This is a genomic window from Paracoccus sp. S4493, from assembly GCF_000967735.1.
Lineage (GTDB): Bacteria > Pseudomonadota > Alphaproteobacteria > Rhodobacterales > Rhodobacteraceae > Paracoccus > Paracoccus marcusii.
Genome location: NZ_JXYF01000010.1, coordinates 35,507 through 49,084, shown reverse-complemented (window position 1 = coordinate 49,084; position 13,578 = coordinate 35,507). Strand labels below are relative to the sequence as shown.

General features: G+C 67.0%; 11 protein-coding genes. 7 read left to right on the top strand and 4 right to left on the bottom strand.

Annotated elements, in window-relative coordinates; genetic code table 11:
- The first annotated feature begins 84 nt into the window (after positions 1-84).
- Both TW83_RS02725 and TW83_RS02720 read left to right on the top strand, forming a co-directional pair.
- Positions 85-1,233, top strand: a complete 1,149-nt coding sequence (locus TW83_RS02725) for an RsmB/NOP family class I SAM-dependent RNA methyltransferase (protein WP_045981234.1) — start codon at positions 85-87, stop codon at positions 1,231-1,233.
- 63 nt (positions 1,234-1,296) lie between these two features.
- Positions 1,297-3,411 carry an ATP-binding protein gene (locus TW83_RS02720; RefSeq protein ID WP_045981233.1) on the top strand — a complete coding sequence of 705 codons (2,115 nt, stop codon included), beginning with the start codon at positions 1,297-1,299 and terminating at the stop codon, positions 3,409-3,411.
- Positions 3,412-3,419: 8 nt separating this feature from the next.
- Here the strand turns inward: TW83_RS02720 and TW83_RS02715 are convergent, their stop codons facing one another.
- The gene (locus tag TW83_RS02715) at positions 3,420-4,007 is read right to left on the bottom strand and encodes a hypothetical protein (protein WP_045981232.1); all 588 of its coding nucleotides are present in this window, start codon (positions 4,005-4,007) and stop codon (positions 3,420-3,422) included.
- A gap of 241 nt (positions 4,008-4,248) precedes the next feature.
- Between TW83_RS02715 and recA the strand changes: the two genes are divergently transcribed.
- The 4 genes from recA to TW83_RS02695 all read left to right on the top strand — a co-directional run bounded on the left by recA (position 4,249) and on the right by TW83_RS02695 (position 9,270).
- Positions 4,249-5,328 (top strand): recombinase RecA, encoded by a 1,080-nt coding sequence (recA, locus tag TW83_RS02710; RefSeq protein ID WP_045981231.1) that lies wholly within the window; start codon positions 4,249-4,251, stop codon positions 5,326-5,328.
- A gap of 140 nt (positions 5,329-5,468) precedes the next feature.
- Positions 5,469-8,120, top strand: a complete 2,652-nt coding sequence (gene alaS / locus TW83_RS02705; protein WP_045981230.1) for an alanine--tRNA ligase — start codon at positions 5,469-5,471, stop codon at positions 8,118-8,120.
- Complete coding sequence (locus TW83_RS02700) at positions 8,117-8,416, top strand: DUF1330 domain-containing protein (protein WP_045981229.1); 300 nt, start codon at positions 8,117-8,119, stop codon at positions 8,414-8,416. The genes alaS and TW83_RS02700 overlap by 4 nt, the downstream gene beginning before the upstream one ends.
- 59 nt (positions 8,417-8,475) lie before the next feature.
- Positions 8,476-9,270 (top strand): class II glutamine amidotransferase, encoded by a 795-nt coding sequence (locus tag TW83_RS02695; RefSeq protein ID WP_045981228.1) that lies wholly within the window; start codon positions 8,476-8,478, stop codon positions 9,268-9,270.
- Between the two features lie 3 nt (positions 9,271-9,273).
- Here the strand turns inward: TW83_RS02695 and TW83_RS02690 are convergent, their stop codons facing one another.
- Positions 9,274-9,591 carry a DUF4177 domain-containing protein gene (locus TW83_RS02690; RefSeq protein WP_045981227.1) on the bottom strand — a complete coding sequence of 106 codons (318 nt, stop codon included), beginning with the start codon at positions 9,589-9,591 and terminating at the stop codon, positions 9,274-9,276.
- 29 nt (positions 9,592-9,620) lie between these two features.
- On the bottom strand, positions 9,621-11,132 hold the full coding sequence (gatB, locus tag TW83_RS02685; RefSeq protein ID WP_045981226.1) for an Asp-tRNA(Asn)/Glu-tRNA(Gln) amidotransferase subunit GatB: 1,512 nt from the start codon (positions 11,130-11,132) through the stop codon (positions 9,621-9,623).
- A 277-nt stretch (positions 11,133-11,409) separates the two neighbouring features.
- Between gatB and TW83_RS02680 the strand changes: the two genes are divergently transcribed.
- Entirely contained in the window at positions 11,410-12,021 is a 612-nt protein-coding gene (locus TW83_RS02680) for a transglycosylase SLT domain-containing protein (protein WP_045981225.1), read from the top strand.
- 50 nt (positions 12,022-12,071) lie between these two features.
- On the opposite strand, the gene TW83_RS02675 is transcribed toward TW83_RS02680, so the two are convergent.
- Entirely contained in the window at positions 12,072-13,457 is a 1,386-nt protein-coding gene (locus tag TW83_RS02675) for a M20/M25/M40 family metallo-hydrolase (RefSeq protein WP_045981224.1), read from the bottom strand.
- Positions 13,458-13,578: the final 121 nt, after the last annotated feature.

Genomic DNA, 13,578 nt, shown 5'->3' with positions numbered 1-13,578 from the left:
TACGTCATCATGATAGGCCGATGACCTGACAGATCAGCCAAGGGCACCCATGACCCATCACACCCTTTCCGGACGGGCGACATCGTGACGCCCGCCGCCCGCATGAGCGCCGCCATCACCGTTCTGGACCAGATCCTTGCCGGCAGCCCCGCGGAACAGGCGCTGTTGCGCTGGTCGCGTGCCAGGCGCTTTGCCGGGTCGGGCGACAGGGCCGCCCTGCGCGATCTGGTCTTCGGTGCCCTGCGACAGCGCGACAGTCTTGCCGCCTTGGGCGGGGGTCTGACGGGGCGGGGGCTGATGATCGGCCATGTCCGCCAATCCGGCCCGTCGCTGGACGCGATCTTCACCGGAGAGGGCCACGCCCCGTCACCCCTGACGGAGGCCGAGGCCGCCGTGGTTCCCCCCGACCCGCTGCCCGACGACCTGCCCGACTGGTTGCGCCCGGCCTGGCGGCAGGCCCTGGGCGATCAGGCCGATGCCGTGGCGCTAGCCATGACGCAGCGTGCGCCGGTCTGGCTGCGCGTGAACGGGTCGCGCGCGACGCCCGAGCAGGCGGCGGCGGTGCTGGCCGCCGACGGGATCACGGTCGAGGCCGCGCCCCAGCTTGCATCGGCCCTGCGGGTCGTGACGGGCGACCGCCTGGTCGCGCGGTCCAGCGCCTATCTGGACGGCCTGGTCGAGCTGCAGGACCTGTCGCCGCAGATGGCCTGCGCGCGGCTGCCATTGGCGCCCGGCCTGAGGGTCCTAGACTATTGCGCGGGGGGCGGCGGCAAGGCGCTGGCCCTGGCTGCGCGGCAGCCGGGCATTCAGGTGTCCGCCCATGACGTGGCCCCGGCCCGCATGGCCGATCTGCCCGCCCGTGCCGCCCGCGCGGGGGCCAAGGTCCAGATCCAGACGCAGCCGCGCGGAACGTTCGACCTGGTGGTCGCCGACGTTCCCTGTTCAGGATCAGGGACATGGCGGCGGACGCCCGACGCGAAATGGCGTCTAACCGCGGCGCAGTTGAGCGACCTCGTAGCGCTGCAGGCCCGCATCTTGGATCAGGTGGCGGCACTGGTCGCGCCCGGCGGTCTGCTGGCCTACATGACCTGTTCCGTTCTTGAGGCCGAGAACGGCGATCAGGTGGACGCGTTCCTGTCGCGCCATCCCGGTTTCCAGCGCGTCGACCAGCACGCATGGACACCCCTGACCGGGGGCGACGGGTTCTTTCTGGCCCAGCTGCGACAGGGTTAACGCAAATTTAAACAAAGCCACGCTATCCTGGGCAGGATCGGACGGAACAAGGGACGATTCGCGATGGCGCATCTTGACGAACAGGCGGGCCTGCCGCGCGGGGCGCTGGCGGCGCTGCCGCTGCTGCTGGCGCCGATGGTGCTGGGGGCGGCCGTGCTGATAGCGCGACCGGGCGCCGCGACCGGAACGGCGGCCGTCCTTGCCTCGACGGTCGCGGTGGCGTGGTACCTGCTGGGGGGCGCGGTCGCCGTGGGTCACCTGGCGCGCGGACTATCGGCCCGCAAGGCCCTGCGCGCCATCAGGGGAGAGGTGGCGACAGCCGCCGACCCGATCTGGATGTGCGATGCCCGCGGCCAGGTGCTGTTCCAGAACGAGGCCGCCCGGACCGAGTTCGAGGACCTGACCGGTCGCCCGGTCCTGTCGCTGATCGCGCGCCTGCGGGCCGATGCCGAAGGGCAGCTGGCCGACCTGACCGCCCGTGCGCTGCGGGTGGGCAATGCCGATCTGGAACTGGCCGAGGGAGAGATCCTGTCGCTGTCCTGCCTGCCCGACGCGCCGCTGCAGATCTGGTCGCTGCACCGCGCCGGGGTCCAGCCTGACGGGTTCGAGCTGGCCCTGGCGATGGAGGAGGACCAGCCCCCCGCCGATGATTTCGACGCCATTCCCGTCGCGCTGCTGCGTCTGGCGACTGATGGCCGCATCTGCCGCGCCAATGCCGCCGCGCGTCACCTGCTGGACGGCATGCTGTCGGACGAGGGCCAGAACCTGGCCGAACTGCTGGAAGGGCCGGGGCGCCCGTTGGCAGACTGGCTTTCCGACATGTGCGCCGGGCGCGCCACCAACGGAACGGAAATGCTGCGCCTGCGCCATCCCGACAGTCGCCAGGGAGAGATGCGCGACCGCTATTTCCAGCTGTCGCTGGCGCGCGACCCGGCAGAGGCTGGCCGCATGATCGCCGTGCTGACCGATGCCAGCGCCCTCAAGACGCTGGAGGCGCAGTTCGTGCAAAGCCAGAAGATGCAGGCCATCGGCCAACTGGCAGGCGGCGTCGCGCATGATTTCAACAACCTGCTGACCGCGATCAGCGGACATTGCGACCTGCTGATGCTCAAACGCGACAAGGGCGATCCGGATTATGCCGACCTGGACCAGATCAGCCAGAACGCCAACCGCGCTGCGGCGCTGGTCGGACAGCTGCTGGCGTTCTCGCGCAAGCAGACGCTGCGGCTGGAGACGCTGGACCTGCGCGACACGCTGGCCGACCTGACCCACCTGCTGAACCGGCTGGTGGGGGAACGGGTGGGCCTGACCATCACCTACGATCCGGCGCTGCGCGCCATCCGCGCCGACAAGCGGCAACTGGAGCAGGTCATCATGAACCTCGTCGTCAACGCCCGCGATGCCATGCCGCAAGGCGGCGACATCACCGTGCGCACCGAAAACCTTCACCTGGCCGAGGCGATGACCCGTGACCAGGTCACGCTGCCCAAGGGCGACTATGTCCGCATCATCGTGCGCGACCACGGCTGCGGCATCGCGCCGGATCATCTTGGCAAGATCTTCGAGCCGTTCTTCACCACCAAGCGCACGGGCGAGGGGACGGGACTGGGCCTGTCGACGGCCTATGGCATCGTCAAGCAGACCGGCGGTTTCATCTTCTGTGACAGCGTGATGAGCGAAGGGACGACCTTCTCGCTCTATTTCCCGGCCCATGCCCGCGCCCAGATCGCGGCGGTTCCCGCCGCGCGTTCGGCCCCCCGGCCCACCCCGCAGCTGCAGACCGGCCCCAAGGCGACCGTGCTGCTGGTCGAGGACGAGGCGCCGGTCCGCGCGTTTGCCGCACGTGCCCTAAAGCTGAAGGGGTATGACGTCCTTGAGGCCGGATCGGGAGAGGCCGCGCTGAGCCTTCTGGAAGGGCGCGACGGTCCGGTCGATATCTTCGTCACCGATGTCGTGATGCCCGGCATGGACGGCCCCACCTGGGTCCGCGAGGGGCGGCGGATGCTGCCTTCCGCCAAGGTCATCTTCATGTCCGGATATACCGAGGACATCTTCGTGGATGGGCAGGTGCCCATCGCCGACGCATCGTTCCTGGCCAAGCCGTTCACGCTGACCGAGCTGACGCAGATGGTCGAGATGCAGCTGACGCGCCCCTCGGGCAGCGACCGGCTGCACTGACGCGCGGATCAGCTGCGGCTGTGCAAGGACGCGTATACGTCCAGGTCGCGGGCCATCGCGTGGCGCAGCTGCGCCTCGGCCGGTTCGGGCAGATGGACGTCGACACTGGGCGGCACGTTGATGCGCGGCAGCTCGATCGCGCAATCAAGTCGCGTCTCCAGGAAATCCACGAAGCTGGCGATGTCCTCGTAGCGGAAGATGCAGTCGACGCGATGATCGCCGTCCGTCAGAAACGCGCTCTGGCTGCCGATTTCGGGGTGCTGGCCTGCGGCGTAACGCGTTGCGAAACCGGAAAAGCTGATGCCGTCCATGGCATGGCGCGGATCGTCATGATCGTCGCGCAGCTTGAAGCGGTACCAGCTGCGCAGCCAGTCCACCGGCTCTCTCATCAGGGCGACCGTGGTGAAATCCGCACCGGTCTGCGCGGAAAGCCACGGGCCGACGAAACGGCGATAGGTGGCGATATCCGTGTGCTTGAGCGCGTCCGGTCGCAGCAGCGACGCCGAGGCCAGCGACTCGAGCGCAACCTCGATCGCCGTCGAGCCGGCCTTGGGCGTGGCGAGAAACACCAGTCTCTGGTCCCAGAATATCAGCATGCCTGTCGTCCGATCATGGTGTTGCAGATGCACGGAGGCGTTGGATAGCGGGCCTGCCAAAGGCTGTAAACGCTTTGTTAACCCTGTCCGCGCGATGCTGGCGAAGACGAATCGACAATCGTCCACAACATCCTTGAAAACCGGTTAAGGATGGCGCATCTAGTGGTGAACAAGACAAGAACATCCGGTCGGTCGAATTGATTGCCCCGCCCGGAGGGCTGTGAAATAACGTGGGGATCACATGGCACAGGCGAGCATCTTCGACATGACGGACAAACGCGCGGCGGACAAGCAGAAGGCGCTGGACAGCGCCCTGGCCCAGATCGAACGGCAGTTCGGCAAGGGCTCGATCATGAAGCTGGGCAAGGACAATCCCGTGGCCGAGATCGAGTCGACATCGACCGGGTCGCTGGGTCTGGACATCGCGTTGGGCATCGGCGGCCTGCCCAAGGGCCGGATCATCGAGATCTTCGGGCCGGAAAGCTCGGGCAAGACGACGCTGACGCTGCATGTCGTGGCCGAGGAGCAGAAGAAGGGCGGCGTCTGCGCCTTCGTCGACGCGGAACACGCGCTGGACCCGCAATATGCCAAGAAGCTGGGCGTGAACCTGGACGAACTGCTGATCAGCCAGCCCGACACGGGCGAGCAGGCGCTGGAGATCGTGGACACGCTGGTGCGGTCGGGCGCGGTCAGCCTGGTCGTGGTCGACTCGGTCGCGGCGCTGACGCCCAAGTCCGAGATCGAGGGCGACATGGGCGACATGCAGATGGGCAGCCAGGCCCGCCTGATGAGCCAGGCCATGCGCAAGCTGACCGCCAGCATCGGGCGTTCGAACTGCATGGTGATCTTCATCAACCAGATCCGCATGAAGATCGGCGTCATGTTCGGCAACCCCGAGACCACAACCGGCGGCAACGCGCTGAAGTTCTATGCCTCGGTTCGCTTGGACATCCGCCGCACCGGCGCGGTTAAGGACCGCGACGAGGTCGTGGGCAACGCCACCCGCGTCAAGGTGGTCAAGAACAAGGTCGCGCCCCCCTTCCGGCAGGTCGAGTTCGACATCATGTACGGAGAGGGCATCAGCAAGGTCGGCGAACTGATCGACCTTGGCGTCAAGGCCGGCGTGGTCGAGAAGTCGGGCGCTTGGTATTCTTATGGTGACGAGCGCATCGGCCAAGGCCGCGAGAACGCCAAGCAGTTCCTGCGCGACCGCCCCGAGGTGGCCTTTGCCATCGAGGACAAGATCCGCGCCAGCCATGGCCTGGAATTTGGCGTCGGCGAAGGGTCGGACAGCGGCGACGACGACTCGCTGACCGAATAAGGTCGCTGCCATCACAACGGACGGGCGCGGGGGAGACCCTGCGCCTTTTCGCATGCCGGTTGCTGGACAGGGCAGCGGCCGGGCGATAGACCATCGGCAGCCCGGCTTGGCCGGAGACACTTTTGCGATGAAGGCCCGCCATGCCCAGTCTGAATGACATCCGCTCGACTTTCCTTGGCTATTTCGAAAGGAACGGCCACCGGGTCGTGGACAGCAGCCCGCTAGTCCCGCGCAACGACCCCACGCTGATGTTCGCGAATTCCGGCATGGTGCAGTTCAAGAACCTGTTCACCGGGGTCGAGACGCGCGACTACAATCGCGCCACCAGCGCGCAGAAATGCGTTCGTGCCGGCGGCAAGCACAACGACCTGGACAATGTGGGCTATACGGCGCGGCACCACACGTTCTTCGAGATGCTGGGAAATTTCAGCTTTGGCGACTATTTCAAGGACCAGGCGATCGCGCATGCCTGGGAGTTGCTGACCCGCGATTTCGCGATCCCCAAGGATCGCCTGCTGGTCACGGTCTATCACATCGACGATGAGGCCGTGCAGATCTGGAAGAAGGTCGCGGGCCTGTCCGACGACCGCATCATCCGTATCCCGACATCGGACAATTTCTGGCAGATGGGCCCGACCGGTCCCTGCGGCCCCTGCACCGAGATCTTCTTCGATCATGGCGACAAGATCCCCGGCGGCCCTCCGGGCAGCCCGGACGAGGATGGCGACCGCTTCATCGAGATCTGGAACCTGGTTTTTATGCAGAACGAGCAGTTCGAGGACGGCTCGATGCGCGCGTTGGACATGCAGTCCATCGACACCGGCATGGGGCTGGAGCGGATCGGCGCGCTGCTGCAGGGCAAGCACGACAACTATGACACCGACCTGATGCGGTCGCTGATCGAGGCCTCGGCCCATGCGACCAGCGCGGATCCCGACGGGCCGGGCAAGGTGCATCACCGGGTGATCGCGGATCACCTGCGGTCGACCAGCTTCCTGATCGCGGACGGGGTGATGCCCTCGAACGAGGGCCGCGGTTACGTGCTGCGCCGGATCATGCGCCGCGCGATGCGCCATGCGCACATGCTGGGCGCGCAGGACCCGGTCATGCACAAGCTGGTGCCCGTATTGGTGCGCCAGATGGGTGCGGCCTATCCGGAGCTGACACGCGCGCAGGCGATGATCGAGGAGACCCTGCGGTCCGAGGAGACGCGGTTCCGCCAGACGCTGGACCGGGGTCTGCGCCTGCTGGACGACGAACTGGCGCGCCTGCCCGAAGGGGCCGACCTGCCGGGCGAGGCCGCGTTCAAGCTGTACGACACGTTCGGATTTCCGCTGGACCTGACCCAGGACGCGCTGCGCGAAAAGGGCCGCGCGGTGCAGACCGAGGGGTTCGACGCGGCGATGGCCGAGCAGAAACGCATGGCCCGTGCCGCATGGTCGGGTTCCGGTGAGGCCGCGGATGCGACCATCTGGTTCGAGCTGGCCGAAAAGCACGGCGTCACCGAGTTCCTGGGCTATGATACCGAGGAGGCCGAGGGCCAGATCACCGCGCTGGTGATCGACGGCGCCGACGCGGCCGAGGCGGGCGAGGGGGCCAAGGTCGCCATCGTGGTGAACCAGTCGCCCTTCTATGCCGAAAGCGGCGGGCAGGTCGGCGATCATGGCCTGATCCGGACCGAAACGGGCGCGGCGCGCGTCACCGACACCAAGAAGGTTGCCGGCGTCTTTATCCATCAGGCCGAGGTCACGATGGGCACCATCAGCCGTGGCCAGGGGGCGCAGCTGTCGGTCGATCACGACCGCCGGTCGGCGATCCGCGCGAACCACTCGGCAACGCACCTGCTGCACGAGGCGCTGCGCGGGGCCCTTGGCGATCACGTCGCGCAGCGGGGCAGCCTGAACGCGCCGGACCGGCTGCGGTTCGACTTCAGCCACAATCATGCGGTCACCGCCGAGCAGCTTGCGGCGATCGAGGCCGAGGTGAACGGCTATGTGCGCCAGAACAGCCCGGTCGAGACCCGGATCATGACGCCTGACGATGCACGCGCCCTGGGGGCGCAGGCGCTGTTCGGAGAGAAATACGGCGACGAGGTTCGCGTCGTGTTGATGGGCGCGCAGCCCGGCAGCGGCAAGGGCGCCGACGGGGCGACCTATTCGCTGGAGCTGTGCGGCGGCACGCATGTCGCGCGGACCGGCGATATAGGGGCGTTCGTGCTGTTGGGCGACGCAGCCTCCAGCGCGGGTGTCCGGCGGATCGAGGCGCTGACCGGACAGGCGGCGCTGGCGCATCTGCGCGATGCGGACAGCCGCCTGGCCGAGATCGCGGGCATCCTCAAGGCGCAGTCCGCCGAGGTGGTGACCCGCGTCCGCGCGCTGGCCGACGAACGCAAGGCGCTGGCCAACGAGGTCGCGCAGCTGAAGCGGCAGCTGGCGATGGGCGGCGGCGACGAGGCCGAGGAGATCGCGGGCGTCAAGTTCATCGCCCGCAAGGTCGAGGGCGTGGGCGGCAAGGAACTGGGTGCGCTGGTCGACGAGATGAAGGCATCCCTGGGCAGCGGCGCCGTTCTGGTGCTGGCCGAGGATGGCGGCAAGGCCACCGTGGCCGCGGGCGTCACGCCCGATCTGACCGGTCGCATCAGCGCCGTGGCGCTGGTGCAGGCTGCGACGGCTGCACTGGGCGGTAAGGGCGGTGGCGGCCGCCCCGACCGGGCACAGGGTGGCGCGCCCTCTCTGGCGGCCGCGGAAACGGCGTTCCAGGACGCCCGCAAGATCATCGAGGACAGCAAATGACAGCGCTTTGGATTGCCCATGTGACCGTGACGGACCCGGACGCCTATGGCCTTTATGCCAAGGCGGCGGGCCCTGCGATCGCCGCCCATGGCGGTGTGTTCCTGGCCCGCGCCGGCCGCTATCACGTGCTGGAGGGGGCGGACCGCGCCCGCCACGTGGTCGCGCGGTTCCCGTCACTTGATGCGGCCGTTGCCTGTTATCACAGCACCGAGTACCAGGCGGCGCTTGCGCATGCCAAAGGGGCCAGCGAACGCGATCTTGTCATCGTGGAAGAGGCCGCACCCCCTACGGAATAGGTGAAACCTTCAGACTTTCGTGCTAGTCCTGTCACAAAAGAGACGTGAAGGGGCAGGGCATGTGTCGTTGGGCCGCCTATCTGGGCGCACCGATCTTTCTGGAGGATATCGTCAGCCGGCCAGCGCATTCGCTGATCCGGCAAAGCCAGGGTGCAATGCGGTGCCATACGCCGGTGAATGCCGACGGCTTCGGCATCGCGTGGTACGGCGAACGTCCCGAACCGGGGCTGTACCGCGATGTCATGCCGGCCTGGTCCGACCCGAACCTGCGCAGCCTTGTGGCGCAGGTGCGGTCCGGCCTGTTCATGGCGCATGTGCGGGCGTCGACGGGGACGGCGACCAGCCGCAACAACTGCCATCCCTTTGCCGTCGGTCGATGGAGCTTCATGCATAATGGCCAGTTCGGCGGCTATGACGCCTTCCGACGTCATGCCGACGTGCTGATCCCGGACGAATACTATCCCCACCGCAAGGGCGCGACCGACAGCGAGGCGCTGTTCCTGGTCGCCCTGGGATGCGGGCTGGACCAGAACCCCAAGGTTGCGATGGAACGGGCGCTTGGGCTGTTGGGCACATTGGCGCGTCAGCGCGGATGCGCACCGCATGTCCGCGCCGCCTGCGCCCTGTCGGACGGAGAGCGGCTGTACGCTTTGCGCTACAGCAGCGACGACCAGGCGCCGTCGCTGTACCATCGGTGGTCGGAAAGCCGTCAGGGTTGGGCCGTCGTGTCCGAACCGCTGGAGAGTGACGAGGCGGACTGGACCGAGGTTCCCCCCGGCAGCTTCTGCACGTTCGAGCGTGGCCGGGTCGAGGTCGTGCCGTTCTGCCCCGAACCGCTCAGCGCGGCCGCCTGACCCTTACGGGCGGTCGGTCATCGCATCGGGGACCGGGGGCGCGGCCTCGGGTGCCTCGGGCTGGGGCAGGCGGCGCAGTTCGGGATCGACGCTGTGCGGGCGGCGGAACACCAGCACATTATGATAAACCGTGGTGCGCCCGGTCAGGCCGCTGCGCTCCTCGCTTGGCAGGACATCGGCACGCACGTATTCCCAGCCCTCGGCCGACATGCGGTTCAGCTCTGCCGTCAGCGACAGGGCATACCGATCGGTCGGCGTCTTTGCCTCGCGGGCCTTCTCCGTCTTGGTCGGCGCGGGGATGACGGAATATTCAAAGCGCATGTCGGCGTCCTGTCGCGATGGGATAAGGGTCACAGAGCCAGTTTCCGGGCGACCATGTCGTTGACGGCGGCGGGATTCGCCTTGCCGCCGGTGGCCTTCAGCACCTGGCCCACGAACCAGCCCGCCAGCTTGGGGTTGGCGCGCGCCTTCTCGACCTGGGCGGGGTTGTCGGCAATGATCTGATCGACCGCGGCCTCGATCGCGCAAAGGTCGGTGACCTGCTTCATGCCGCGTTCCTCGACGATCCGGGCGGGGTCGCCGCCTTCGGTCCACAGGATCTCGAACAGGTCCTTGGCGATCTTGCCGGAAATCGCATCCGATGCGATCAGGTCGATCACGCCGCCCAACTGCGCGGCGGACACCGGAGAGGTCGCGATGGTCAGACCTTCCTTGTTCAGGCGGCCGAACAACTCGTTGATGACCCAGTTCGCGGCCATCTTCCCGTCGCGGCCCGATGCCACGGCCTCGAAGTAGTCGGCGTTCTCGACCTCTGCGGTCAGCACGCCCGCATCGTATTCCGACAGGCCCATGCCCTGCACGAAGCGGGCCTTCTTCTCATCGGGCAGTTCGGGCATGGATGCCGCGATGTCATCCACCCAGGCCTGCTCGATCTCCAGCGGCAGAAGGTCGGGGTCGGGGAAGTAGCGGTAATCATGCGCCTCCTCCTTCGACCGCATCGACCGCGTCTCTCCCTTGTCGGGATCATAAAGGCGCGTCTCCTGGACGATCTTTCCGCCATCCTCCAGGATCGCGATCTGGCGCCGGGCCTCATAGTCGATGGCCGCCTGGATGAAGCGCATCGAGTTCATGTTCTTGATCTCGCAGCGCGTGCCCAGATGGCCGAAATCGCCGGTCTCCTGGAACCGTTCGTAATCGCCGGGCTTGCAAACGCTGACGTTGACGTCGGCACGCAGGTTGCCGTTCTGCATGTTGCCGTCGCAGGTGCCCAGATATCGCAGGATCTGGCGCAGCTTGACGACATAGGCGGCGGCCTCCTCGGGGCCGCGGATGTCGGGGCGGCTGACGATTTCCATCAGGGCGACGCCGGTGCGGTTCAAATCGACGAAGGACATGGTCGGGTCCATGTCGTGGATCGACTTGCCCGCGTCCTGTTCAAGGTGGATGCGCTCGACGCGGACGCGGCGGGCGACGCCGGGGGCCATGTCGACGATGATCTCTCCCTCGCCCACGATGGGGTGGTACAGCTGGCTGATCTGATAGCCCTGCGGCAGGTCGGGATAGAAATAGTTCTTGCGGTCGAACGCGCTGCGCAGGTTGATCTGGGCCTTCAGGCCCAGGCCGGTGCGGACCGCCTGCGCCACGCAGAATTCGTTGATGACCGGCAGCATGCCCGGCATGGCCGCATCGACGAAGGCCACGTTGCTGTTGGGCTCGGACCCGAAACGGGTCGACGCGCCGGAAAACAGCTTGGCGTTCGATGCGACCTGGGCGTGAACCTCCAGCCCGATCACCAGCTCCCAATCGCCTTGCGCGCCTTGGATCACTTTCGGCTGCGGGGCGGTGAAGGTCAGGTCAAGCATGGCGGGCCTCTTTGGCGGCAAACGGTCTGGCGGCGGTTTTAGGGCAAGGCCACGGCATTGTCACGGCCCCGCCCGCCACTGCCGCGCGAATCATCACGGGCGCCGTGCAATGCGTAAAATTCGAATGAACGGCGGTGTTCGTCCAGGGCCGTCGGCGGATTTCCGACCATGTGCCTTTCGCGTCGCGGCAGGTTCCCGCCGAGGCAAATCCTTCTTCTTGCAGGATATTCGACACACGCTATGGCAGAGGACGACGAAACCACCCTTTGAGGTAACCATGCGCGCCGCGCTTTCCCTTGCCGCCCTAGCCCTGGTGGCCGCCTGTTCCACGACCCCGTCGGGTCCGACCGACGCCCAGGTCGAGGCACAGGAGATGGCCCTGGCCCAGGTGCCCCCGATGCGGTGGGGAGAGCGCAATGGCTCTGACGAATGGACCCGCGCCACGATGGAGGCGCTTGACCGTGAAGGCGTGACGATGCTGTCCAGCGTCCCTCATGACATCGCGGAGTTCTGCCCCAACTATCGCCAGCTTGCTCCCACCGGCCGCAAGGCGTTCTGGGCGGGGCTGCTGTCGGCCGTCGCGCGGCATGAAAGCACCTTCAATCCGCAGGCCGCCGGCGGCGGTGGCAAATGGATCGGCCTGATGCAGATCGCGCCGGCGACATGGCGCAACTATGACTGCACCGGCAACATCCGCAACGGCGCCGACAACATGGCCTGCGCGGTCAAGATCGCTGCGCAGCAGGTGGGACGCGACAACGCCGTCGCCCGTGACGACAACGGCTGGCGCGGCGTCGCGCGGGACTGGGCGCCGATGCGCAGCAGCAAGAAGCGCGCGGACATCGCCGCCTGGACCTCCAGCCAAAGCTATTGCAGCGCGCAGGGCTGAGACCGGATCAAGTTGGGGAAAGGGGGCCGGATCGGGCCCCCTTTTTCATGTCAGCGCAGGGCCGACAGGATGCGCGCCCAGGACCGCGCGCCCTTGGCAAAGCTTTCCACGTCGTACTTTTCGTTCGGTGAATGGATGCGGTCGTCGTCGCGGGCAAATCCCACCAGCATCGAATCCATGCCCAGCAGCTCCTTGAAATCGCCCGCGATGGGGATCGACCCGCCGCCGCCGATATAGGCGGCCTCCTGGCCCCATTCCTGCGTCAGCGCATCCTTGGCCTGGCCGAACGCCGGATCGCTGATGTCCATGACGCTGGCGGGCCCGGCGCCGTGGTCGTGGAATTCCACCCGGCAATCGGCGGGAACGAAGCGGCGGACATGATCCTGGAACGCCTGGCGCACCGCCTGCGGGTCCTGGGTGCCCGTCAGGCGGAAGCTGACCTTGGCGCGTGCCGTCGCCGGCAGAACGGTCTTGAACCCCGCGCCTGCATAGCCGCCGGCGATGCCGTTGATCTCGGCCGTGGGCTGGTTCCACACCATCTCCAACGCGGTGCGGCCCCGTTCGCCGATGGGTTGGGACAGTCCCACGCGCGACAGATAGTCGGCGGCGTCGAAATTCAGTGCCTGCCAGTCGCGCGCCAACTCTGGCGACAGATCCGCCACGCCGTCATAGAAGCCGGGCAGGGTGACGCGACCCGTGTCGTCCTTCAGCGCCGCCAGCGCCTGCGCCAGGATCATGATCGGGTTCGCCGCCAGCCCACCGAAGCTGCCGGAATGCAGGTCGCGATCGGCGGCGTGGATCACGACCTCCTGTCCCACCAGCCCGCGCAGCTGGGTGGTGATGGCGGGCCGCCCGTCGGCATAGCGCGCGGTGTCGCAGATCATCGCCAGATCGGCGCGCAGGCTGGCGGCATGTTCGATCAGGAACGGCCGCAACGACGGAGAGCCGGACTCTTCCTCGCCCTCGAACAGCAGGATCAGGTCGGTGGGCAGGGCGCCATGCACGGCCTTCCAGGCGCGGAACGCCTCGACGAAGGTCATCAGCTGGCCCTTGTCGTCAGACGCGCCGCGGGCGCGGATCACGCGCCCTTGGGGCGTATCCTCGATCGCCGGTTCGAAGGGCGGGCGGTCCCACAGGGACAGCGGATCCACCGGCTGCACGTCGTAATGACCATAGAACAGCAGCGGGCGCGCATCGCCCCGGGGGCTGCGGGCGGTGATCATCGGATGGCCGGGCGTGTCGTGGACCTGGGTGTCGAAGCCCAGGTCGCGCAGTTCCTGTGCCAGCCATTCGGCGGCAGTCCGCACATCGCCCGCATGCGCCGGATCGGTCGAGATGGACGGGATCTTCAGAAAACGCATCAGCCGTGCCAGCGCATCCTCCAACCCCTGGTCCAGATGCGTCAGGATGTCCTGCAGCCTTGCGTGTTCGCCCATGATTCCTACCTCTTGCGGTGTCGATTTCAGGTTTCTGCCTGCGCCTTTCGTCGAATTGCGACGTTTTCGGCCTGTTTTTTTCGCGCCTTGACCTCTATCAAGGCAGAAAGCGCGCGGTCGG